A 22,518-nucleotide genomic window follows, 5' to 3' on the forward strand; every position below is an offset into this window, starting at 1 on the left:
CAAACGCTCCTGTTAATGGAATTCATTTTCAGTAAGATAGCAGCATGGCACGCAACGAACTCCGCCCGGTCATCAAGCTCCGGTCCACCGCCGGCACCGGCTACACCTACGTGACCCGAAAGAACCGCCGCAACGACCCGGACCGCATGACCCTGCGCAAGTACGACCCCGTCGTCGGCCGTCACGTCGACTTCCGAGAGGAGCGCTGAACCACCGCCATGCGCAAGGGAATCCACCCCGAGTACGGCCCCGTCGTCTTCCGCGACCGCGCCGCGAACCACGCCTTCCTCACCCGCTCCACGCTGGCCGGCGTCCCGACCGGCAAGACGATCGAGTGGGAGGACGGCAACACCTACCCCGTGGTCGACGTCGAGATCTCCAACGTCAGCCACCCCTTCTACACCGGCACGGCCCGCGTCCTGGACACCACCGGCCGCGTGGAGCGCTTCGAGCGCCGGTACGGAAAGAAGGGCTGAGGTGCCCGAGCTCTCCGTCGTGATCGTCGGCGGGCTGCACGCCGACGCCCGCAGGGCGACCGTGGCACAGCTGCTCGCCGACGTCCCCGACAGCGTCGTACTCCACCACGACCTGGCGACGGCCACCGCCGGCACGGTGGTGCGGACGATCAGCGACGCCACAGGAGTCGTGTCCGCCGGCGAGGCGCCCCTCGTCAACGACTGCGCCTGCTGCGCCCTGCGCGAGGACCTGGTGCCGGAGCTGCTGCGGATCCGGGACGCCGGCGGCACCCGGATGGCGGTCGTGGAACTGTGGGACTCGGTCGAGCCGAAGGCCATGGCCGAGGTGGTCACGGCCGGCGGGCTCACGGTCACCGGTGTGATCACCGCGGTCGACCCGGCGCTGGTCCTGCCCTACCTGGGCAACGGCGACGACCTGGCCGAGCGGGGCCTGGCCGCCGCGGCGACCGACCAGCGCACGGTCGCCGACACCTTCGCCCGCCAGCTCGAATACGCCCCCGTCCTCGCCGTCGTCGACTCACCGGAGGCCGACGACGAGGACCGCGAACTGCTCGCCCAGCTCCACCCGACGGCCCGCCAGGTCCCGATCGGCCACGGTGACCTGGCGGGCGCTCCGGCCCCCGGCGCGATCGCGCCGGACCCGGCCGAAGGGGGCCTGACGGTGCCCGCCCCGCGCCGGCGCCCGCTGTCGCCGCTGGCCCAGGCGGCCCTCGCCGGCTTCGACGTCGAGGCGGCCGACGCCGCGCAGCACCCGGCGTGCGCCCTGCTCCCCGCCGAGGCCGACGCGCATGGTGTCTCCACCTTCGTCTGGCACCGCCGCCGCCCCTTCCACCCGGAGCGGCTGTACGCGGCGCTGGAGGACCTGACCTGCGCGGCGGCCCGCAGCCGGGGCCGGTTCTGGCTGGCCGACAAACCCGATGTCCTCCTCCACTGGGACGCGGCGGGCGGCGCCCTGTGCGTGGAGAGCGTGGGTCCCTGGCTCGCCTCCCTCCCCGACGCGGCCTGGGAGATGGTCCCGCCGGTCCGCCGGGCCGCCGCCGCGCTGGACTGGCACCCCGAGCACGGCGACTGCTGCCAGCACCTGGTCTTCACCTCGCCCGGCCTCGACCGCGACGGCCTGGCCCAGCTCCTGGAGTCCTGCCTGCTCACCGACGCCGAGTACGCCGCCGGCCGCGACGCCTGGAAACAACTCCCGCCCGCCTTCGACACCCTCCTGGAGGTCTGAATCCCCATGCCCCGCAAGACCGACCGCAAGCCGGCCAAGAACCGCCCGAACCCCCTGGACCAGGCCGGCATCACCTATGTCGACTACAAGGACACCGACCTGCTCCGCAAGTTCATCTCCGACCGCGGCAAGATCCGCAGCCGCCGGGTCACCCGGGTGACGGTCCAGCAGCAGCGCCAACTCGCCAAGGCCATCAAGAACGCGCGCGAGATGGCACTTCTGCCGTACGCGAGCCGCTGAGGCCGCCGCACCGCATCCCCCGGGGGCTGCCGCCCGGTTCAGCCAAGTGGACCGCCGCTTGTCGGATGGAACACGATGGCCACGTATCGCGTCTCTTCCCAGTGCACGCATGTGAGGCGATCCCCGGGGCTTGCACTGGAACGCATATGGAGCCGCGTACGTCACAGGAGTAACCACAGCACCACCCCGCGTGCACGTGCATCTGCTCGCGCAGCCGCACGTGAAACAGGGCTATGATCCGGGAGCGGTTGACAGCTGCACGACCACTGCACCACCTCTCGCATCATTGGCCTCGAAGCCACCGCACCACCGGGGAGCGACCTGTGGACCACGACGTGTACAACGGCATGGCAGCCACGGATCTGAACGGGGTGGCCTGGCAGAAGAGCAGGCACAGCAACTCGCAGGGCTCCTGCGTGGAGTTCGCGCGGCTGCCCGGCGGTGACGTGGCGGTGCGCAACTCCCGTTTCCCGGACGGCCCGGCGCTCGTCTACACCCGCGCCGAGATCGAGGCGATGCTCCTGGGCGTCAAGGACGGCGAGTTCGACCACCTGGTCGCGGGCTGACCAGCCAGGGCAATCGACGCCTTTTCGTACCGTAACGGCTGTCCAACGCGCCGTAACGCGCGTAGAACCGCGGCGTCAGCGAACGCCGCGGTTCGTCATTCCGCCGGAGCCGGGACCACCCCGGGCCGCGCGGGCTGCAGGCGGAACAGCGCCCAGACCACCTTGCCGCTGAGCGTCCCCGCGAGCGGATGCCATCCCCAGCTGTCACTGAAGGAGTCGACGAGGAACAGCCCGCGACCGGACTCCGCCGAGAAGTCGTCGGAATCGCGCGCGACCGGACTGTCGTGGCTGGGGTCGCGCACCGCGCACACCAGCCGCTCGGTCCACCGCATCAGATGCAGCCGCACGGGCGGCGTCTGCTCCGGCATCCGCTGCGCGCTCGCCGGCAGCGCATGGCGCAGCGCGTTGGTCACCAGCTCGGAGACCACGAGGCAGACGTCGTCGAAGCGCTCGCCCAGATCCCACTGGTCAAGGGTGTTCCGGGTGAACTTCCGCGCCTCGCGCACCGCTTCGTAGCGGGCGGGCAGAGCGCAGGAGGCGGCGTTGGACACGGTCGCGGGATCCAGCGGCGGAAGGCCCTGCCGTAACGGCTCGAGCATGGTCGATCCATTCGTCCCCATGCGAGGCACTCCCGGGAGTTCGCGGTCGTTGCGATGCAGCGGTTGCGCGGGACCATGGTTTCGGATGCGCAGAGCAGATGCAAGGGCAGATGCACGTGCACGTGACCGAATTGGACGCCCCCGTACCGCTTGTTGGCCATTTTTTCCGCCAACTTCACTGCCTCTTCTTGTCTTCCCTTGCCACCTTCCTGAGTGGAATCCTTGGCTTCTTTCCGTCTCTGTAATCGGACGAGTACTGCTCGAAGTGATTTAGTGGCAGACTGCGGGCCCTGAGGACGGTTGGGGAGGCTGGCGAACGTGAGCGCGGGAGAGCCCGGATCGGTGGTGCGGCGCATGCTGCTCGGCTCGCAACTGAGGCGACTGCGGGAAGCGCGCGGGATCACGCGCGAGGCCGCGGGGTACTCGATCCGTGCGTCCGAGTCGAAGATCAGCCGGATGGAGTTGGGCCGGGTGAGCTTCAAAACACGGGACGTCGAGGACCTGCTGACGCTGTACGGCATCACGGACGAGCAGGAACGCAACTCGCTCCTCTCCCTCGCCCGCGAGGCCAACGTCGCGGGCTGGTGGCACAGTTACTCGGACGTCCTGCCCAGCTGGTTCCCCACCTACGTGGGCCTGGAGGGCGCCGCCAGCCTCATCCGGGCGTACGAAGTGCAGTTCGTGCACGGGCTGCTGCAGACGGAGGCGTACGCCCGCGCGGTCGTCCGGCGCGGCATGAAGGGCGCGAGCACGGCCGACGTCGAAAAGCGCGTGGCGCTGCGCCTGGAGCGGCAGAAGTGCCTCGTCGCCGAGAGCGCCCCCGAGTTCCACATCGTCCTGGACGAGGCCGCCCTGCGCCGGCCCTACGGCGACCGCGAGGTGATGCGCGGTCAGCTCCAGTACCTGATCGAGATTTCCCAGCGCCCCAACGTCCGGCTGCAGATCATGCCGTTCAGCTTCGGCGGCCACTCCGGCGAGTCCGGCGCCTTCACGATCCTCAGCTTCCCCGAGTCGGACCTCTCCGACGTCGTCTACCTGGAGCAGCTCACCAGCGCGCTCTACCTCGACAAGCACGAGGACGTCGCCCAGTACGAGAAGGCGATGAAGGAGCTCCAGCAGGACAGCCCGGGGCCCGACGAGAGCCGGGATCTTCTCAGGGGACTCCTTCAACTCTCTTGAAACGCAAGTACGATGACGTGTGATCACACCGTGAAGGCGATCGAGGCCCGCCGCGCAGCGGCTGTCGAATGCAGCTGGCCGATCGGATGTCTGCCAGAGATTGAGGGATCACATGTCGTCCTACTTCACCGACCTGGCTCAGCAGTACATCGACGGTGAGTGGCGTCCGGGCACAGGCTCCTGGGACATCATCGACTTCAACCCGTACGACGGCGAGAAGCTGGCGTCGATCACCATCGCCACGGTCGACGAGGTGGACCAGGCCTACCAGGCGGCCGCCCGCGCCCAGAAGCAGTGGGCCACGACCAATCCGTACGCCCGCCGGGCCGTCTTCGAGAAGGCGCTGCGGCTGATCGAGGACCGCGAGCAGGAGATCACCGAGGCGATCATCGCCGAGCTCGGCGGCACCGGGCTGAAGGCGGCCTTCGAACTCCACCTCGCCAAGGAGTTCCTGCGCGAGGCGATCCACCTGGCCCTGCGCCCCGAGGGCAAGATCATCCCGTCGCCGGTGGACGGCAAGGAGAACCGCGTCTACCGCGTCCCGGTCGGCGTCGTGGGTGTCATCAGCCCCTTCAACTTCCCCTTCCTCCTCTCCATCAAGTCGGTCGCCCCGGCCCTCGCGCTCGGCAACGGCGTGGTCCTCAAGCCCCACCAGAACACCCCGGTCTGCGGCGGCTCCCTGGTCGCGAAGATCTTCGAGGACGCGGGCCTGCCCGCCGGCCTGCTGAACGTCGTCATCACGGACATAGCCGAGATAGGCGACGCCTTCATCGAGCACCCGGTCCCGAAGGTCATCTCCTTCACCGGCTCCGACAAGGTCGGCCGCCATGTGGCCACCGTCTGCGCCTCGCACTTCAAGCGCTCGGTCCTCGAACTCGGCGGCAACAGCGCGCTGGTGGTCCTCGACGACGCCGACATCGACTACGCCGTCGACGCGGCGGTCTTCAGCCGGTACGTCCATCAGGGGCAGGTCTGCATGGCCGCGAACCGGGTGCTCGTGGACCGCTCGATCGCCGAGGAGTTCACCGAGAAGTTCGTCGCCAAGGTCAGGTCCCTCAAGGTCGGCGACCCGCGCGACCCGCAGACCGTCATCGGCCCGGTCATCAACTCCTCCCAGGCGGACGCCGTTTCGGGCGTGGTCGAGCAGGCGATCGCCGAGGGGGCGACGGCCCTGGTGCACGGCACGACGACGGACAACCTGGTCGAGCCGTCGGTCCTCACGAACGTTCCCGCGGACTCCGCCCTGCTGAAGCAGGAGGTCTTCGGGCCGGTCGCCTTCCTCATCCCGTTCGACGGCGAGGAGGAGGCCGTACGCCTCGTCAACGACACCCCGTACGGCCTGAGCGGCGCCGTCCACACGGGGGACATCGAGCGCGGTGTCGCCTTCGCCAAGCGGATCGACACCGGCATGTTCCATGTGAACGACGGCACGGTCCACGACGAGCCGATCGTCCCCTTCGGCGGCGAGAAGCACTCCGGGCTCGGCCGGCTGAACGGCGAGACGATGCTGGACGCGTTCACGACGACGAAGTGGATCTCCGTGCAGCACGGCAGGAGCGGCTTCCCCTTCTGAGTCAGGAGCGGCTTCCCCTTCTGAGTAACGCGGCGGACATATATCCAGGTGTACACTAGATGCATGTCTGCTACGTATCCCATCGCGGAGGCGAGGGGTAGGCTCGGTGAACTTGCCCGTCGGGCTGCCCAGCATGAGCACATCACCCTGACGGACCGCGGTGTTCCGGCCGCCGTCCTCATCTCGCCCGCGGAGCTGGAGGACCTTGAGGACGCGCTCGCGCTCGCCCGCCTTGAGCGCGATCGTGCCCTCGGGCGGGCCGAGACTCCCATGCCGCATGACGAAGCCCGCCGCGCGCTGCTCGAAGCGGCGGGGCGGGGCGAGTGACCTGGCAGGTCGTGTGGGAACCGGCGGCCCTCAATGCCGCCGTAGGGCACCTCAAGGGCGACCCGCACAGCGTCGACGCGCTCCTGCGGGCCGCTGACCAGCTCGCGGAGAATGAGCGGCCAGAGGGGTCCCGTGCCTGGGGCGCCGAGCACCGCCGCCTCCACCATGGGCCCTGGCGCATCCTCTACCGCGTCGACCCGGACACACGCACCGTCCACATCGAGCACGTAGGGCGCACCGGTGCCTGAAGAGGAACCGGTCGCTCGCGGGGTTGCTCTCGGGCCCCTACCGCCCCGGCTCTAATCTGGACCGCATGTCAGCGATCCGTCTCCTCGTGCTCGGCGCGGTCCGGCAGCACGGGCGGGCCCACGGGTACCAGGTGCGCAACGACCTGGAGTACTGGGGCGCGCACGAGTGGTCCAACGCCAAGCCCGGCTCGATCTACCACGCCCTGAAGCAGATGGCGAAGCAGGGGCTGCTGCACGCCCACGAGATCGCGCCGTCCACGGCCGGCGGGCCGCCGCGCACGGAGTACGAGATCACCGAGAAGGGCGTCGAGGAGTACTTCGGGCTCGTGCGCGAGTACCTCACGGCGTACGACCAGAGACCGGACGTGCTCACTGCCGCGCTCGGTTTCATGGTCGACCTGGACCGCGCGGAGGTCCTCGCCCTCCTGGAGGAGCGGGTGCGCAGCATCGAGGAGTGGCGCAAGTCCGTCACCGAGTACTACACGCCCGAGGACGGCCCCGGCCAGCTCGGTCACATCGGCGAGATCATGAACTTCTGGGTCCACTCCGCCGACACCGGCGCCGAGTGGACCCGCGGCCTCATCGAACGCATCCGGGGCGGTGCCTACACCTTCTCCGGAGAGGGCGACCCGTTCGTCGGAATCCTCGCCGAGGACCAGGAGAACCCGTACGCCACGGGGGAGCGGCATCCCCGGGGCGACAGCTAATCAAGTTTGACCAATCGCCCCCCGGGGCATTAACGTCGGGGCGGGTAGTCAAGTTTGACTAGCGAGGGAGTCTCAGTGGCCGACGCGACGATCATCGTCGAAGGGGCACGTAAGAAGTACGGCGGCAAGAACGGCAAGAACGCACTGGACGGGCTCGACCTCACGGTCGCGCGCGGCACGGTGCACGGAGTGCTCGGGCCGAACGGCGCGGGCAAGACGACCCTGGTCCGGATCCTCTCCACGCTCCTGCGGCCGGACAGCGGCCGTGTCGAGGTGGCCGGACACGACGTGGTGCGCCAGGCATACGACGTACGCCTGCGCATCGGCCTGCTCGGCCAGCACGCGGCGGTGGACGAGGAGTTGGGCGGCCGGCAGAACCTGGAGATGTTCGGCCGCCTCTACCACCTGGGCGCCCGGCACGCGCGCGTGCGCGCCGACGAGCTCCTGGAGCGCTTCGGCCTCGCCGACACCGGCCGCAAGCCGGTCAAGCAGTACAGCGGCGGCATGCGACGGCGACTGGACCTGGCCGCCTCACTCATCACCGACCCGGAGGTGCTCTTCCTGGACGAACCCACCACCGGCCTCGACCCGCGCGGCCGCGCCGAGGTCTGGTCCGCCGTCCGCTCACTCGTCGGCGGCGGCACGACGGTCCTGCTCACCACCCAGTACCTGGAAGAGGCCGACCAGCTCGCCGACCGCATCTCCGTCGTCGACGCCGGCCGCGTCATCGCCGACGGCACGGCCGACGAGCTGAAGGCCCTGACCGGCGGCGACCGCATCGACGTCGTGCTGCGCGACGCCGGCCGGCTGGGCGCGGCGGCGGCCCTGCTGCCCGTGCCGAAGGACGACGTCTCGGTCGACCCCGACCGCCGCCTGCTCAGCGCCCCGGTCACCGACCGGATGGCGGCGCTCTCCGGTGTCGTACGGGCGCTGGAGGAGGCCGGCATCGAGGCGGAGGACATCGCGCTGCGCCGCCCGACGCTGGACGAGGTGTTCCTGCATCTGACCGGGCGCGAGGACCGAGTGAAGGAGGCCGCGTGACCACGTACGCCCTGACCGACTCCTGGACCATGACCCGCCGCGAACTCGCCCACTGGGCACGGCAACCGGTGCAGGTCGTGGTCAACCTGGTCTTCCCCGTCATGCTGCTGCTGATGTTCGGCTACCTCATCGGCGGCGGCCGGGGCGTCCAGGGCTCCTACATCGACTATCTCCTCCCCGGCATGCTCGCGCTCACCATGGCCTTCGGACTGGAGGGCACGATGATCGCGGTCACCCAGGACCTCAACAAGGGCGTGGTCGACCGCTTCCGCTCCATGCCGATGGCCAACGGCGCGGTGCTGGTGGGCCGTTCGGCGGCCGACATGCTCCAGTCGGCGCTGGCCCTGCTCGTCCTCATGGGCGTCGGCTACGCCCTCGGCTGGCGCGCGGACGGCGGCCCGGGGGCCTTCCTGGGCGCCGTGGGACTGCTCCTGCTCTTCCGCTTCGCCATGCTGTGGATCGGCATCCATCTGGCCCTGGTGGCCGGAAAGCCGGAGATGGTGCAGGCCGTGCAGATCCTGGTCTGGCCGATCGGCTTCCTGTCCAACGCCCTCGCCCTGCCCGAGACCATGCCCGACTGGCTGGGCACGGTCGTCGAGTGGAACCCGATGTCACAGACCGCGACGGCCGTACGGAACCTCATGGGCGGGACGGGCACCGAGCACGTAGGGGCGGCGATCGTATGGCCGTTGCTGCTCCTGGCGGTGTTCTTCCCGCTGGCGGTACGGCGGTTCGCGCGCCTGAGCCGCTAGCTCGCCGGCTGCTCAGTGATGGAAGCCGGTGGCCGCCTCCTTGTCCCGGGTGAACGGATGCGGCTGCCGGCGCAGCTCCGGCAGCAGTCGGCCCAGGTCCTCCACGAACAACTCGGCGAGGTCGGCGGAGAAGCCGTTGCGGCACACGACCCTCAGCACGGACAGATCCTCGCGGTGGGGCGGGAAGGTGTACGCCGGCACCAGCCAGCCGCTCTCGCGCAGCCGCCGGGAGACGTCGAAGACGTCGTACGCCCGCACGTCCGGGGCCGTGGTGAAGGCGAACACGGGCAGTTGGTCGCCGCGGGTCAGCAGCCGGAAGTCGCCGAGCTCCGCCACGGCCTCGGCGACCTTCCCTGCCACGTCCCGCGCGGCCTGCTGCACGGCCCGGTAGCCCTCCCGCCCCAGCCGCAGGAACGAGTAGTACTGCGCGACGACCTGCGCGCCCGGCCGGGAGAAGTTGAGCGCGAAGGTGGGCATGTCGCCGCCCAGGTAGTTGACCCGGAAGACGAGCTCCTCGGGAAGTGCCTCCCGGTCCCGCCACAGCGCCCAGCCGACGCCCGGGTAGACGAGCCCGTACTTGTGCCCCGAGGTGTTGATCGAGGCGACCCTCGGCAGCCGGAAGTCCCACACCAGGTCCTCGTCCAGGAAAGGCGCCACCATCGCCCCGGACGCCCCGTCGACGTGCACGGGGACATCGAGGCCGGTCCGCTCCTGCAGCGCGTCCAGGGCGGCACACAGGTCCGCGATCGGCTCGTACGACCCGTCGAAGGTGGAGCCGAGGATCCCGACGACCCCGATGGTGTTCTCGTCGCACAGCTCGGCCGCCGCCTGCGGATCGAGATGGAACCGGTCGCCCTCCATGGGCACCTGCCGGGCCTCCACCTCCCAGAAGTTGCAGAACTTCTCCCAGCAGACCTGGACGTTGACGCCCATGACCAGATTCGGGCGGGCGTCGCGCGAGGGATACCGGTCGGCGTTGCCCCGCGCCCAGCGCCGCTTCAGCGCCATCCCGGCGAGCATGCACGCCTCGCTCGACCCCGTCGTCGAACAGCCCACGGCCGCCGCCGGGTCGGGCGCGTGCCACAGGTCCGCGAGCATCGCCACACACCGCTTCTCCAACTCGGCGGTGCGCGGGTACTCGTCCTTGTCGATCATGTTCTTGTCCCGGCACTCCGCCATCAGCACCCCGGCCTGCGGCTCCATCCAGGTGGTGACGAAGGTGGCCAGGTTGAGCCGGGAGTTGCCGTCCAGCATCAGCTCGTCGTGCACCAGCTGATACGCCGTCGACGGCGGCAGCGGGGCGTCGGGCAGCCGGTGCCTGGGCGGGGCCTCGGTCATCCCGCCGACCGGATTCGCCTCGCCGTGGAAGGGGTTGACGGCGAGCCGGCGCCGGCCGCCCTCGTCGTCCGGTGCTTCGCTGTCCCCACGATGCAGTGGCATGCCTACGACGGTAGGTCCGCGCCGCCGGGCTTGCACCTCACGCGACGTGAGGACTCACCGTGGAGTGCGTAAGAAGAAGGGAGCGGAAGTGAGCTACTCCGTGGGACAGGTCGCCGGCTTCGCCGGAGTGACGGTGCGCACCCTGCACCACTACGACGACATCGGCCTGCTCGTGCCCAGCGAGCGCAGCCACGCGGGCCACCGGCGCTACAGCGACGCCGACCTCGACCGGCTGCAGCAGATCCTGTTCTACCGCGAGCTCGGCTTCCCGCTGGAGGAGGTCGCCGCCCTGCTCGACGACCCGGACGCGGACTCGCGCGAACACCTGCGCCGGCAGCACGAGCTGCTGACCGCCCGGATCGAGAAGCTGCAGAAGATGGCGGCGGCCGTGGAGCACGCCATGGAGGCGAGCAAGATGGGGATCAACCTCACGCCGGAGGAGAAGTTCGAGGTGTTCGGGGACAAGGACCCCGAGCAGTACGCCGAGGAGGCCGAACAGCGCTGGGGCGGCACGGAGGCGTACGCCGAGTCGCAGCGCCGCGCGGCCCGCTACACCAAGGAGGACTGGAAGCGCATCCAGGCCCAGGTGAACGACTGGGGTGAGCGCTACACGGCCCTGGTCGCCGAGGGCGAGTCGCCGACCGGCGAGCGCGCCATGGACCTGGCCGAGGAACACCGCCGGCACATCGGCACGTGGTACTTCGAGTGCCCGTACGAGATGCACAAGTGCCTCGGCGAGATGTACGTCGCCGACGAGCGCTTCAAGGCGTACTACGACTCGATGCGCGAGGGTCTCGCCGAGCACCTCAAGGAGGCGATCCTCGCCAACGCCGCCCGGCACACCTCGTAACCCCCTGGCCCGGGGGTGCTACTCCCGGGCCAGGACCACCGCGGTCCCGGCCCCCTGACGGCCGCCACTCTTCGATGCCCATGACTCACAGCTTTGACCCGGCAGGGGCACAGTGCATCCTGAGGGGGTCCAAGGAACCTGGGCGACCGGTGCAGCGTTGATATTTTGAGCAGTCAGCTGCACTTCGCCCGCCCCCACCCAGCAGGAGCCACAATCCCGTGACCACGCTTGCGCTCGGCCCCGAGTGGCTCGACCCGAACTATCTGATCGAGACCTTCAGCCTCCCCGGCATCCTGCTGATCGTCTTCGCCGAGTCCGGCCTCTTCGCGTTCCTGCCCGGTGATTCGCTGCTGTTCACGGCGGGCCTGTTCGTGGCCCAGGGCCAGTACATCAGCCAGCCCCTGTGGCTGGTCTGCACGCTCATCGTCCTGGCCGCTGTCATCGGCGACCAGGTCGGCTACATGATCGGCAAGTTCTTCGGCCCGAAGATCTTCAACCGCCCCAACTCCAAGCTCTTCAAACAGGAGAACCTGGAGAAGGCCCACGAGTTCATGGAGAAGTACGGCCCCAAGGCGATCGTCCTCGCCCGCTTCGTACCGATCGTGCGCACCTTCGCCCCCATCGTGGCGGGCGCCGGCCGTATGCAGTACCGCACGTTCTTCACGTACAACGTCATCGGCGGCATCGCCTGGGGCACCGGCGTCACCCTCGCGGGCTACTGGCTGGGCCAGATCGAGTTCATCAGGACGAATGTCGAGGCGATCCTCGTCCTGATCGTCTTCGCCTCCGTGGTCCCGATCATCATCGAGTTCCTGCGCGAGCGCGCCAAGAAGAAGCGCGCGGCGGCCGAGACCCCGGCCCCCGTCCAGCAGCAGCCCATGATGGACGACGCGACGACCCAGCTCCGCCGCGTCCCGTCCGACGACCAGCCCCAGCCCCAGCAGCAGTACGGCAACCAGGGCCAGCAGTACGGAAACCAGGCGCAGCAGTACGGCAACCAGGGCCAGGAATACGGCAACCAGGGCCAGCAGTACGGCTACGACCAGCAGCACTACGGCCAGCAGCCCCAGCAGCAGCCGTACGCCCAGCAGTACCCCCAGGGCTACGGCCGGCAGCAGCCGTACGGCACTGAGCAGAACCAGCAGTACCCGCCCAACCAGGGGTACTGAGGCGCCGGTAAGGGGCGCCGAAGGACACAGCCGGCCGAGCGCGTGGGCACGCGGCGTCAGAACCCGCGTGTCCGCTTCGCGGCCTTGCGCCCCGCGTCCGATCCCCCCGGAATCCGCAGGAACAACCGCGAGATCTCGGACCCGAGGTTCACCCCGATCGCAATGGCCATGGCCAGTGACGCGGCCGTGGCCAGCGAGACAAGCCCCGCGTCCACCTCGTTCTGCGCGATCGACAACAGCCCGAAGTACGTGGCGGACCCCGGCAACAACGGCCCGATCGCCGCAGTCGTATAGGGCAGCGCCGACGCGAACCGATACCGCGCCATCAGCTGCCCGAACAACCCCACCAGCCCGGCCGCGACGGCCGTGGAGGCCACCGGCGAGAACTCACCGACGTAGTGCATCGCGCCGTACACCACCCACGCGACACCCCCGTTGAGCGTCACGGCGAGCACGGTGGACCGTTCCTGCTGGAGCAGCACCGCGAAGGTCAGCGACAGCAGCATCGACGCCGCGATCTGCCAGTACGGCCGCTCGGAGGCGTGCAGGGCCTCGTCCGGGGTGAGCTTGGCGCCCAGGTTCACGCCGAAGTACAGGATCACCAGCACGCCGACGACGATGCCGACGAAGAAGTACATGACCTCCAGCAGGCGCGCGGACGCGGTGATGTAGAAGCCGGTCAGCCCGTCCTGCACGGCCGCCACCAGCGCCCGCCCGGGCAGCAGCGCGAACAGCCCACCGGTGATGACCGCGGACGCCTTCACATCGACGTGCGCCAGCGTCAGCGCGACCCCGATCGCGGCCGGCGGCATCGCCGCCACCGTGAACTGGTAGAACTCCGGCAGTCCGCGCCCCGCGCACAGCCACGCCAGCCGGTCGCCGAGCATCGCGCCCAGCATGGCCGCGATGAAGACGATCACGTCACCGCCGACCAGCACGGAGGCCGCGCCGGCGAGCAGCCCGCTCGCCCCGGTCAGCACCCAGGTCGGGTACGGGTGCCGGTTGCGGCGGATCTCCGCGAGCCGCCGGTAGGCCTCCTCCAGCGAGAGATGGCTCTCCGGGTCGCTGAGGTCGTCGACGAGCCGGAAAACGGCCGCCAGACGCGTGTAGTCGGTACCGCGCCGCCGTACCGTACGCGCCGCCGACACCGGATCGTCCACCAGCGACGGCTGGTACGTGATCGACAGCAGGGTGAAGGTGACGTTCGGCTCGCAGCGGTCCAGGCCGTAGGACCGGCAGACCGCGAACATCGCGGCCTCCACGTCCTCCGCGCCCTCACCGCCCGCCAGCAGCAGCTCGCCGATACGCAGCGTCAGGTCCAGCACGCGCGGGACGGCCGGACCCTCCTCCTCCGCCTTCGGCATCCGCTCCGGCGCGGGCCGCTCGGTCACCGGCATGCGCAGCATCGTGCGCATCCGGTCCTGCCACGGCAGGTCCTTGGTCAGGCTGACCAGCGGAATGCCGGTGGGGGGAGTGAACGCGGTGAGGGCGTCCTCGGGGCTGTAGACGCTCGGCGTGCTGAACGCAGACCCCTCGGGTTCCGGGGACGGCGGCTGCGGTGCGTCCAGCCCTCTGGGGAGGGCGAACTCGGAGGTGGTCTCCGACTCGCTGTCCCCCACCTCGACCCCGGCGGGCGGCGCGAAGGCCATCCTCGCCTCGTCCGACTGCGGCTTGCGGTCCTCCGCGTCCGTCACCTGAGTAGCGCTCCCTGTACGACACCTCCTGCCGCCCTCAGTATGCGCACAGACACACGAACGGGCCGCACGCGCATGCGTACGGCCCGTCTCACACGGCTCGAAGGCTACGGGTGCCGGGTGCGTGAGGTGCCTCAGTGGCCGCCCTGCTCCTTGAAGCGCTTGTACGACCGCTCGATCTCGGCCTCGGCGTCGACGCGGCCCACCCAGTTGGCGCCCTCGACGGACTTGCCGGGCTCCAGGTCCTTGTAGACCTCGAAGAAGTGCTGGATCTCCAGGCGGTCGAACTCGGAGACGTGGTGGATGTCACGCAGGTGCTCCACCCGCGGGTCCGTCGCCGGCACGCACAGCAGCTTGTCGTCGCCGCCGGCCTCGTCCGTCATACGGAACATGCCGATCGCGCGGCACTTGATGAGGCAGCCCGGGAACGTCGGCTCGTCCAGGATGACCAGCGCGTCCAGCGGGTCGCCGTCCTCGCCGAGGGTGTTCTCGACGAAGCCGTAGTCGGTCGGGTAGGCGGTCGAGGTGAAGAGTCGACGGTCCAGGCGGATCCGACCGGTCTCGTGGTCCACCTCGTACTTGTTCCGCGAACCCTTCGGAATCTCGATCGTGACGTCGAACTCCACCGGTGGCTCCTCCATGATCAGCACATAGTTCTGGTGGTTAAGTGTCCCTCACGCAGGTGTGTGATCGCGAAAGGGGCTGGTGGTCGTGCCAGAACTGAGGCCGTGGCGAGCCGCGAGACCGCATGTGACGCGGGTCGCGGGCGCCGTACGACCGCGTCTGGCACGTGCCGCGGAGGCCGTACGCCCACGTCTGGCACGCGCCGCGACGGCCGCCGGGCCACGGGTCGCACGGCTCGCGCGAGCCGTCTCCCCGCAGGCCGCGCGGACACGCAAGCCGAAGACCTGGCAGTACACCGCGGGCGCCGCCACCGCCGGACTGGCGCTGGCCGCCGGAGTGGTGACCGCCGCCGGCCCCTGGGACTCCACCGGTCAGCGTACGGCCGAGCGGGACTGGGCGGCCGCCCAGGAGCGCACGGGTGGCGCAGATCACGGCCGTAATGCCGATAGGTCCGACACGTCCGATACGGCGGCCGGGGCGCCGCGCCCCGCGCCCAGCGCCGCCTCCGTCCTGACCGGCCTGGGCGGCGGCACCGGCACCCCGAGGAGCGATGCCCTCGCCGACCTCCTGGGCCCCCTCCTGGACGCCCCGGAACTCGGCGACCGCAGCACGGCGGCGATCGTGGACGTGGCCACCGGCAAGCGCCTCTACGGCGACGGAGCCGCCGAGGCCCTCACCCCCGCCTCCACGACGAAGATCGCCACCGCCGCGGCCGCCCTCGCCGCGCTGGGCCCCGACCACCGCCTCACCACCCGCACCGCCCTGGAACCCGACACCAGGGAACTGGTCCTCGTCGGCGGCGGCGACCCCACACTGACCGCCCGCAAGAAGGCCGACGGCTGGGCGAGCCTGCGCGAGCTGGCCGACGCCACCGCCGAGGCGCTCAAGAAGCGGGACCTGCGCGAGGTCACCCTCTCGTACGACAAGACGCTCTACGCCGGCCCCGAACTGCACCCGATCGGCAGGAACGTCAATCTCGCCCCGGTCAGCGCCCTGACGGCCGACGAGGGCCGCACGGACGACTCCACCAGCGGCACGGCGATCCGGGTGACGGACCCGGCGAAGGACGCGGCGGACAAGTTCGCCTCCTTCCTCGCCGACCACGGCATCAAGACGACGCCCCCCGGCCCCTCCAAGGCGACGAACCGGGCCGAGTCCCTCGCCGAGGTCTCCTCGCCCCCGCTCTCGACCCTGGTCGAGCGCATGCTCACCAACAGCGACAACGACATCGCCGAGCACCTCGCCCGCCAGACCGCCGTGGCGAGCGGCGCGCGCGCCGACTTCGACGGCGCGGGCGAGGCGATCGCGGCTCAGCTGAAGAAGCTCGGGCTCCCGGTGACGGGCGCCGACTTCAAGGACGGCAGCGGCCTCAACCGCGACGACAGACTCACGGCGGATCTCCTGACGGCCCTCCTGGCCAAGGCGGCCGACCCCACCCACCCCGAACTCCGCCCGGTCCTGACCGGCCTCCCCGTGGCAGGCTTCACCGGCACCCTGACCAGCCGCTACACCGACGGGGCGGCCGGCGTCGTCCGAGCGAAGACGGGCACCCTGCACGGCGTGAACTCCCTCGCCGGCACGGTCGTCGACCAGGACGGCCGCCTGCTCGCCTTCGCGTTCCTGTCGACGGGCGAGGACACGGAGGCGGCCCGCGCGGCACTGGACAGAACGGCAACGGCCCTGGCGTCTTGCGGCTGCGGCTAGCCACTTACCGGCATGGGCCGCGGTCGGTCGGCCACCACGACGGCCACGCCGCGGCCCCCCGCTCCCGCCGCGCGGCAGCTGTCTGTCTCGGCTGCGGGCGCAGCCGTCCGTCTCCGCCGCGCGGCAGTCGTCCGCTTCCGCCGTGTCGCAGCCGTCTGTCTCCGCTGTGGCCGCAGTCGTCCGCTTCCCCCGTGCCGCAGCCGCCTGCTCCCGCCGCGGGGCAGGGGTCCGTCTCCGCTGTGGCCGCAGTCCTCCGCTCCCGCTCTGCCGCAGCTGCCCGCTCCCGCCGCGCGGCAGCTCTCCGCTCCCGCTCTGCCGCAGCTGCCCGCTCCCGCCGCGCGGCAGTCGTCTGTCTCCGCTGTGGCCGCAGCCGTCCGTCTCCGCCGCGCCGCAGCTGCCTGCTTTCGCCGCGCGGCGGCTGTCCGCGTCACCGTGGGCAGTCGTTCCGCAGGGCGGAAGGGGTGGGCACGGCCTGCGGTGACGGGCGCAGGCCGGACTGGCGTCGGCCCCTGCCGGCGCAGGTGTGCCACCCATAACGCCGAGCACCCACCCAAACGCACCGTGGCCCCGCCAACCCCCACGGCCTGCCCCAAGTGGGAACGCTCACGTACGGTTGACACATGACGAGCATCGGTGGTGCCGAGATGGTCGACTGGAATCTCGCGGTGGCGACCGCGACCCGGCTCGTACGGCCGGGCCCCGAGGTGAGCCGCGACGAGGCCCGGGCCGTCGTCGCCGAGCTGCGCCGACATGCCAAGGCCTCGGAGGAACACGTCCGGGGCTTCACTCGTATGGGCACGGAGGACACCCACGACACCCCCGTCCTCGTCGTCGACCGCCCCGGCTGGGTACGGGCGAACGTCGCCGGCTTCCGCGAGATCCTCAGGCCCCTGCTCGAAAAGATGCAGGAGCGGCGCAGCGGCAGCGCCGGCGGCGCGGTCCTCGGCGCCGTCGGCGGCAAGGTCACCGGCGTGGAACTCGGGATGCTGCTGTCCTTCCTGGCCTCCCGCGTCCTCGGCCAGTACGAGACCTTCGCCCCCGCCACCCGCGAGCTCCCGGCGGGCGAGAACGGCGGCGGCCGCCTCCTCCTCGTCGCCCCGAACATCGTCCACGTGGAGCGCGAACTCGACGTACAGCCCCACGACTTCCGCCTGTGGGTGTGCCTGCACGAGGAGACGCACCGCACGCAGTTCAGCGCCGTCCCCTGGCTGCGGGACCACCTGGAGGGCGAAATCCAGTCGTTCTTGGGAGAGACGGACGTCGACCCCATGACCGTCCTGGAGCGCATCCGCGAGGCCGCGCAGTCCCTCGCGGGCGGCCGGCCCGAGGCGGAGGAGGACGACGGCGGACGGTCCTTCGTGGAGCTGGTGCAGACCCCGGCCCAGCGAGAGATCCTCGGCCGCCTCACCGCCGTGATGTCGCTCCTGGAGGGCCACGCCGACTTCGTGATGGACGGCGTCGGTCCCCAGGTCGTACCGACCGTCGCGGAGATCCGCGAGAAGTTCCAGCAGCGCCGCGCCAAGGGCGCCTCCCGGCTCGACATGGCCCTGCGCAAGCTGCTCGGTCTGGATGCCAAACTCAGGCAGTACCGCGACGGCGAACGCTTCGTACAGGCCGTCGTGGAGCAGGTCGGCATGGACGGCTTCAACCGCGTGTGGACCTCCCCGAACACCCTCCCGACCAAGGCGGAGATCGCCAAACCGGCGGACTGGATCGCGCGGGTGCACCGCAAAGCAGAGTCGTGAATCCCACGGGGGGTTGTGCATCTCATACGAATGTCGTGAACCGAATCCGGCCGACGGCAGGCGAACGCCCCACCAATCACCCGTCCGAGGGACCGTGAGCCATGGGTAGGCGTGCAATGCTCGGGGAACGGCCCGGTTCTGTCACCATCTACACACTCTGAGTGACCGAGCTCGGGCTCACCCCCCGACAATTTCATGAAGGGAACCGGACAATGGGTCCCCATCCTGCGGTCGCGGCGATACGCCTGGCGGTCCGCCGCGTCCTCCACGACATCCTCACCGAACACAGCCGCATCACCGACGCACTGGTGTCCGGCAGCCCGCGCGCGATCGCGTACGCGACGCCGGCCATGCCGTCGGCCGGCGCCACGTACGACACGGCGCACGAGCCGTCGTACGAACTCCCCGGCCGGGCCCCACAGGAACCTCCCCGCACAGCCCCGCACGAGCGTCCCCCCTCCCCGCTCGTGCTCGTGGCGTGCTCCGGCGGCGCCGACTCCATGGCCCTCGCCTCCGCCCTCGCCTTCGAAGCCCCCAAACTCGGCATCCGCGCCGGCGGCGTCACCGTCGACCACGGTCTGCAGCCCGGCTCCGACCTGCGCGCCGAGGAAGTCGTCCAGCGCCTGCGCGAACTCGGCCTCGAACCGGTCGAGTCCATCGCCGTGACCGTCGGCCGCGTCGGCGGACCCGAGGCCGCCGCCCGCGACGCCCGCTACGCCGCCCTCGACGACGCCGCCGAACGCCATGGCGCCCACGCCGTCCTGCTCGGCCACACCCGCGACGACCAGGCCGAAACCGTCCTCCTCGGCCTCGCCCGCGGCTCCGGCATCCGCTCCCTGTCCGGAATGGCCGCGGTCTCGGGGGCCGGCGGCCGTTACCGCCGCCCCTTCCTCGGGCTCGACCGCCAGACCGCCCGCAAGGCCTGCATGGTCCAGTCCCTCCCGGTCTGGGACGACCCCCACAACGCGGATCCCGCGTACACCCGCTCCCGCCTGCGCCACGAGGGCCTGCCCGCCCTGGAGAAGGCGCTCGGCAAGGGCGTCGTGGAGGCACTCGCCCGCACGGCCCAGCTCTCCCGCGACGACGCCGACGCCCTCGACGCCTGGGCCGGCCAGGCGGAGGCCGCCGTACGCGACTCGGCCGGGCTCCTGGAGTGCGCCAAGCTGTACGCGCTGCCGCCCGCCGTACGCCGCCGCATCCTGCGCCGCGCCGCCATCGAGGCCGGTGCGCCCGCCGGTGCGCTGTTCGCCCGCCATATCGAGGAAGTCGACCGCCTGATCACCGGCTGGCGCGGCCAGGGAGCCATCAATCTCCCCGGCAAAGTCGTCGCCCAGCGACAGGGTGGCAGACTGGTGATTCGGCAAGGCTGAAAACGCCCGTCTCAGGGAGACACCGGAACCCTTCGGACTCCGAGCCAATCGGACGCCTCCGATGCGGGCCCGGGTCTCCCCGCCGGGGAGACCGTCAGCCGCTGGCCGTAAGTGCGGGACGACCGAAAGTGATGCGGGTGGACGCGAAAGACATGGGTGCCGACCTCAAGCAGGTACTCATCACCAAGGAAGAGATCGACGCGAAGCTGGCCGAGCTGGCCGCGAAGATCGACGCGGAGTACGCGGGCAAGGACCTGCTCATCGTCGGCGTGCTCAAGGGCGCGGTGATGGTCATGGCCGACCTCGCCCGGGCGCTGTCCACCCCCGTCACCATGGACTGGATGGCCGTGTCGTCGTACGGCGCCGGCACCCAGTCCTCCGGGGTCGTGCGGATCCTCAAGGACCTCGACACCGACATCAAGGGCAAGCACGTCCTGATCGTCGAGGACATCATCGACTCCGGCCTGACCCTGTCCTGGCTGATCAACAACCTCGGCTCCCGCGAGCCCGCCTCCCTGAAGGTGTGCACGCTGCTGCGTAAGCCGGACGCCGCGAAGGTCGCCATCGACGTGGAGTGGGTCGGCTTCGACATCCCCAACGAGTTCGTCGTCGGCTACGGCCTCGACTACGCCGAGAAGTACCGCAACCTCCCGTTCGTCGGTACGCTCGCGCCTCACGTCTACGGCGGCTGAGCCCGAGGGTCCGAAGATCCGGACCCGAAGGGCCCAACCCCCGTATGAAGATCGGGAACCCCGGCGGGCCTCGCGGCGTTGGAGCATGCAGACGGGCTTGCCAGCCGTCCCGTGCGGCTACGGGCGTCAAAGCTGGGGTACCGTCAGAAGAACTGTCTTATCAAACTCACTATGGCAGGAGGGACGGGGCGGCACCGCTCCGTATGGATGGACGTGAAGCGATACTTCCGTGGGCCGGTCATGTGGATCGTGCTGGCCGTCCTTGCCGTGGTCGTGTTGATGCAGGTCGTCGGCTCGTCCGGCGGCTACAAGACGGTGGACACCGGCCAGGTCGTCCAGGCGATCAATGAGAACAAGGTCGAATCGGCCAAGCTGACCACCGGCGACGAGAACACCATCAAGGTGCAGCTCAAGGACGGCGAAAAGGTCGAGGGCGCCACCAAGATCCAGGCGAGCTACATCGGCGACCAGGGCGTGACCATCGCCAGCACGCTGCAGAACAAGTACGACCAGAAGCAGATCCCGGACGGCTACACGGTCTCGCCGTCCAAGCAGAACCCGTTCGTCGGCATCCTGCTCTCCCTGCTTCCCTTCGTCCTCATCGTCGTCGTCTTCCTGTTCCTGATGAATCAGATGCAGGGCGGCGGCTCCCGAGTCATGAACTTCGGCAAGTCCAAGGCGAAGCTCATCACCAAGGACACCCCGAAGACGACGTTCGCGGACGTCGCCGGCTCGGACGAGGCGGTCGAGGAGCTCCAGGAGATCAAGGAGTTCCTGCAGGAACCGGCGAAGTTCCAGGCCGTCGGGGCGAAGATCCCCAAGGGCGTGCTGCTGTACGGCCCGCCCGGCACGGGTAAGACCCTGCTCGCGCGCGCCGTCGCGGGCGAGGCCGGCGTGCCCTTCTACTCGATCTCCGGTTCCGACTTCGTCGAGATGTTCGTCGGTGTCGGTGCCTCCCGAGTCCGAGACCTGTTCGAGCAGGCCAAGGCGAACGCCCCGGCGATCGTCTTCGTCGACGAGATCGACGCGGTCGGCCGCCATCGCGGCGCCGGCCTCGGCGGCGGTCACGACGAGCGCGAGCAGACCCTGAACCAGCTGCTCGTCGAGATGGACGGCTTCGACGTCAAGGGCGGCGTGATCCTCATCGCGGCCACCAACCGCCCCGACATCCTCGACCCGGCCCTCCTGCGCCCCGGCCGCTTCGACCGCCAGATCGCGGTCGACCGCCCGGACATGCAGGGCCGTCTGGAGATCCTCAAGGTCCACCAGAAGGGCAAGCCGGTCGCCCCGGACGTCGACCTGTCGGCGGTCGCCCGCCGCACGCCGGGCTTCACCGGCGCGGACCTCAGCAACGTCCTCAACGAGGCCGCGCTGCTCACGGCCCGCTCCGACAGGAAGCTGATCGACAACCAGATGCTGGACGAGGCCATCGACCGCGTCGTGGCGGGCCCGCAGAAGCGGACCCGGATCATGTCGGACAAGGAGAAGAAGATCACCGCGTACCACGAGGGCGGACACGCCCTGGTCGCGGCGGCCTCCCCGAACTCCGACCCGGTCCACAAGATCACGATCCTGTCGAGAGGCCGCGCCCTCGGCTACACGATGGTCCTGCCGGACGAGGACAAGTACTCCACGACCCGCAACGAGATGCTGGACCAGCTGGCCTACATGCTGGGCGGCCGCGCGGCCGAGGAGCTCGTCTTCCACGACCCGACCACGGGTGCGGCGAACGACATCGAGAAGGCCACGGCCACGGCCCGCGCGATGGTCACGCAGTACGGCATGACCGAGCGGCTGGGCGCGATCAAGTTCGGCGGCGACAACACCGAGCCGTTCCTCGGACGTGAGATGGCTCACCAGCGCGACTACTCCGAAGAGGTCGCCGCGCTGGTGGACGAGGAAGTCAAGAAGCTCATCGAGAACGCGCACAACGAGGCCTGGGAGATCCTGGTCGAGAACCGCGACGTCCTCGACAACCTGGTGCTTCAGCTGCTGGAGAAGGAGACGCTGGGCAAGGAGGAGATCGCCGAGATCTTCGCCCCGATCGTCAAGCGTCCGCCCCGGCCCGCCTGGACCGGCTCCTCCCGCCGCACGCCGTCCACCCGTCCGCCGGTGCTCTCCCCGAAGGAGCTCGCACTGACGAACGGCGCCAACGGCGCGACGCCGGCCATCAGCACCGCGAAGTCGACGGTGGCGGAGCCCGCCCCGGCGGCCGAGCCGGCCCCCGAGGAGCGTCCCGAGAGCTGATGCCAGGCCCCGGTGACCCCACCGGGCCCGGAATGGATGCCGCGCCCCCC

Annotated in this window: 23 protein-coding genes; 19 read left to right on the top strand and 4 right to left on the bottom strand. The window is 70.1% G+C overall.

The features are described 5' to 3' along the window. The first annotated feature begins 44 nt into the window (after positions 1-44). The 5 genes from rpmG to AQI70_RS09325 all read left to right on the top strand — a co-directional run bounded on the left by rpmG (position 45) and on the right by AQI70_RS09325 (position 2,507). Positions 45-209: a 50S ribosomal protein L33 gene (gene rpmG, locus AQI70_RS09305; RefSeq protein ID WP_003999141.1), complete on the top strand. Its 165-nt coding sequence runs from the start codon at positions 45-47 to the stop codon at positions 207-209. A gap of 9 nt (positions 210-218) precedes the next feature. Next, positions 219-476 (top strand): type B 50S ribosomal protein L31, encoded by a 258-nt coding sequence (locus AQI70_RS09310; protein ID WP_062146298.1) that lies wholly within the window; start codon positions 219-221, stop codon positions 474-476. A gap of 1 nt (position 477) precedes the next feature. Next, a complete protein-coding gene (locus AQI70_RS09315; protein WP_062146299.1) occupies positions 478-1,701 on the top strand; it encodes a CobW family GTP-binding protein in 1,224 nt (407 codons plus the stop codon). Continuing rightward, on the top strand, positions 1,702-1,941 hold the full coding sequence (rpsR, locus tag AQI70_RS09320) for a 30S ribosomal protein S18 (RefSeq protein WP_208607330.1): 240 nt from the start codon (positions 1,702-1,704) through the stop codon (positions 1,939-1,941). 347 nt (positions 1,942-2,288) lie between these two features. Beyond that, positions 2,289-2,507, top strand: coding sequence for a DUF397 domain-containing protein (locus AQI70_RS09325; RefSeq protein ID WP_052032434.1), 219 nt, complete (start codon positions 2,289-2,291; stop codon positions 2,505-2,507). Between the two features lie 95 nt (positions 2,508-2,602). On the opposite strand, the gene AQI70_RS09330 is transcribed toward AQI70_RS09325, so the two are convergent. Continuing rightward, positions 2,603-3,106, bottom strand: a complete 504-nt coding sequence (locus AQI70_RS09330; RefSeq protein WP_062146303.1) for an ATP-binding protein — start codon at positions 3,104-3,106, stop codon at positions 2,603-2,605. Between the two features lie 354 nt (positions 3,107-3,460). Between AQI70_RS09330 and AQI70_RS09335 the strand changes: the two genes are divergently transcribed. From AQI70_RS09335 to AQI70_RS09365, 7 genes are all read left to right on the top strand, one after another. After that, positions 3,461-4,285: a helix-turn-helix domain-containing protein gene (locus AQI70_RS09335; RefSeq protein WP_062146305.1), complete on the top strand. Its 825-nt coding sequence runs from the start codon at positions 3,461-3,463 to the stop codon at positions 4,283-4,285. A 112-nt stretch (positions 4,286-4,397) separates the two neighbouring features. Further along, on the top strand, positions 4,398-5,858 hold the full coding sequence (locus tag AQI70_RS09340) for an aldehyde dehydrogenase family protein (protein ID WP_062146306.1): 1,461 nt from the start codon (positions 4,398-4,400) through the stop codon (positions 5,856-5,858). Positions 5,859-5,921: 63 nt separating this feature from the next. Further along, entirely contained in the window at positions 5,922-6,185 is a 264-nt protein-coding gene (locus tag AQI70_RS09345; protein WP_062146308.1) for a type II toxin-antitoxin system prevent-host-death family antitoxin, read from the top strand. Next, entirely contained in the window at positions 6,182-6,433 is a 252-nt protein-coding gene (locus tag AQI70_RS09350; protein ID WP_062146309.1) for a type II toxin-antitoxin system RelE family toxin, read from the top strand. Before AQI70_RS09345 ends, AQI70_RS09350 begins: the two co-directional genes overlap by 4 nt. Before the next feature lie 65 nt (positions 6,434-6,498). After that, positions 6,499-7,140, top strand: coding sequence for a PadR family transcriptional regulator (locus tag AQI70_RS09355; RefSeq protein ID WP_062146311.1), 642 nt, complete (start codon positions 6,499-6,501; stop codon positions 7,138-7,140). Positions 7,141-7,215: 75 nt separating this feature from the next. Next, complete coding sequence (locus AQI70_RS09360; RefSeq protein ID WP_062146313.1) at positions 7,216-8,181, top strand: ATP-binding cassette domain-containing protein; 966 nt, start codon at positions 7,216-7,218, stop codon at positions 8,179-8,181. After that, a complete protein-coding gene (locus AQI70_RS09365) occupies positions 8,178-8,933 on the top strand; it encodes an ABC transporter permease (protein ID WP_062146314.1) in 756 nt (251 codons plus the stop codon). The genes AQI70_RS09360 and AQI70_RS09365 overlap by 4 nt, the downstream gene beginning before the upstream one ends. 12 nt (positions 8,934-8,945) lie before the next feature. Here the strand turns inward: AQI70_RS09365 and gad are convergent, their stop codons facing one another. Next, positions 8,946-10,373, bottom strand: coding sequence for a glutamate decarboxylase (gene gad / locus AQI70_RS09370; RefSeq protein ID WP_062146316.1), 1,428 nt, complete (start codon positions 10,371-10,373; stop codon positions 8,946-8,948). Positions 10,374-10,461: 88 nt separating this feature from the next. Here gad and AQI70_RS09375 point away from each other — a divergent pair, with 88 nt between their 5' ends. Next, positions 10,462-11,223, top strand: a complete 762-nt coding sequence (locus tag AQI70_RS09375; protein ID WP_062146318.1) for a MerR family transcriptional regulator — start codon at positions 10,462-10,464, stop codon at positions 11,221-11,223. Positions 11,224-11,441: 218 nt separating this feature from the next. Next, a complete protein-coding gene (locus AQI70_RS09380; protein ID WP_062146320.1) occupies positions 11,442-12,392 on the top strand; it encodes a DedA family protein in 951 nt (316 codons plus the stop codon). 56 nt (positions 12,393-12,448) lie between these two features. Here AQI70_RS09380 and AQI70_RS09385 read toward each other — a convergent pair whose 3' ends face one another. Both AQI70_RS09385 and AQI70_RS09390 read right to left on the bottom strand, forming a co-directional pair. Continuing rightward, the gene (locus tag AQI70_RS09385; RefSeq protein WP_062146322.1) at positions 12,449-14,086 is read right to left on the bottom strand and encodes a threonine/serine exporter family protein; all 1,638 of its coding nucleotides are present in this window, start codon (positions 14,084-14,086) and stop codon (positions 12,449-12,451) included. Between the two features lie 134 nt (positions 14,087-14,220). Next, the gene (locus tag AQI70_RS09390; RefSeq protein WP_062146588.1) at positions 14,221-14,712 is read right to left on the bottom strand and encodes an inorganic diphosphatase; all 492 of its coding nucleotides are present in this window, start codon (positions 14,710-14,712) and stop codon (positions 14,221-14,223) included. Between the two features lie 79 nt (positions 14,713-14,791). Here AQI70_RS09390 and dacB point away from each other — a divergent pair, with 79 nt between their 5' ends. From dacB to ftsH, 5 genes are all read left to right on the top strand, one after another. Continuing rightward, positions 14,792-16,414 (top strand): D-alanyl-D-alanine carboxypeptidase/D-alanyl-D-alanine endopeptidase, encoded by a 1,623-nt coding sequence (gene dacB / locus AQI70_RS09395; protein ID WP_244181532.1) that lies wholly within the window; start codon positions 14,792-14,794, stop codon positions 16,412-16,414. Positions 16,415-17,034: 620 nt separating this feature from the next. Then, positions 17,035-18,159, top strand: a complete 1,125-nt coding sequence (locus AQI70_RS09400) for a zinc-dependent metalloprotease (protein WP_062146325.1) — start codon at positions 17,035-17,037, stop codon at positions 18,157-18,159. Between the two features lie 212 nt (positions 18,160-18,371). After that, a complete protein-coding gene (gene tilS, locus AQI70_RS09405) occupies positions 18,372-19,529 on the top strand; it encodes a tRNA lysidine(34) synthetase TilS (RefSeq protein ID WP_062146327.1) in 1,158 nt (385 codons plus the stop codon). Positions 19,530-19,660: 131 nt separating this feature from the next. Further along, the gene (gene hpt, locus AQI70_RS09410; RefSeq protein ID WP_003999117.1) at positions 19,661-20,221 is read left to right on the top strand and encodes a hypoxanthine phosphoribosyltransferase; all 561 of its coding nucleotides are present in this window, start codon (positions 19,661-19,663) and stop codon (positions 20,219-20,221) included. A gap of 207 nt (positions 20,222-20,428) precedes the next feature. Beyond that, complete coding sequence (ftsH, locus tag AQI70_RS09415; protein WP_062146329.1) at positions 20,429-22,468, top strand: ATP-dependent zinc metalloprotease FtsH; 2,040 nt, start codon at positions 20,429-20,431, stop codon at positions 22,466-22,468. Positions 22,469-22,518: the final 50 nt, after the last annotated feature.

Origin of the sequence: Streptomyces curacoi (genome assembly GCF_001513975.1) — a bacterium.
Lineage (GTDB): Bacteria > Actinomycetota > Actinomycetes > Streptomycetales > Streptomycetaceae > Streptomyces > Streptomyces curacoi.

Coding starts and splice junctions, on each gene's coding strand:
- AQI70_RS09400 (WP_062146325.1), top strand. CDS start 17,035: ATGACGAGCATCGGTGGTGCCGAGATGGTCGACTGGAATCTCGCGGTG.
- AQI70_RS09335 (WP_062146305.1), top strand. CDS start 3,461: ATGCTGCTCGGCTCGCAACTGAGGCGACTGCGGGAAGCGCGCGGGATC.
- hpt (WP_003999117.1), top strand. CDS start 19,661: ATGCGGGTGGACGCGAAAGACATGGGTGCCGACCTCAAGCAGGTACTC.
- rpmG (WP_003999141.1), top strand. CDS start 45: ATGGCACGCAACGAACTCCGCCCGGTCATCAAGCTCCGGTCCACCGCC.
- AQI70_RS09355 (WP_062146311.1), top strand. CDS start 6,499: ATGTCAGCGATCCGTCTCCTCGTGCTCGGCGCGGTCCGGCAGCACGGG.
- gad (WP_062146316.1), bottom strand. CDS start 10,373: ATGCCACTGCATCGTGGGGACAGCGAAGCACCGGACGACGAGGGCGGC.
- ftsH (WP_062146329.1), top strand. CDS start 20,429: ATGGACGTGAAGCGATACTTCCGTGGGCCGGTCATGTGGATCGTGCTG.
- AQI70_RS09310 (WP_062146298.1), top strand. CDS start 219: ATGCGCAAGGGAATCCACCCCGAGTACGGCCCCGTCGTCTTCCGCGAC.
- AQI70_RS09330 (WP_062146303.1), bottom strand. CDS start 3,106: ATGCTCGAGCCGTTACGGCAGGGCCTTCCGCCGCTGGATCCCGCGACC.
- AQI70_RS09325 (WP_052032434.1), top strand. CDS start 2,289: ATGGCAGCCACGGATCTGAACGGGGTGGCCTGGCAGAAGAGCAGGCAC.
- AQI70_RS09345 (WP_062146308.1), top strand. CDS start 5,922: ATGTCTGCTACGTATCCCATCGCGGAGGCGAGGGGTAGGCTCGGTGAA.
- tilS (WP_062146327.1), top strand. CDS start 18,372: ATGGGTCCCCATCCTGCGGTCGCGGCGATACGCCTGGCGGTCCGCCGC.
- AQI70_RS09340 (WP_062146306.1), top strand. CDS start 4,398: ATGTCGTCCTACTTCACCGACCTGGCTCAGCAGTACATCGACGGTGAG.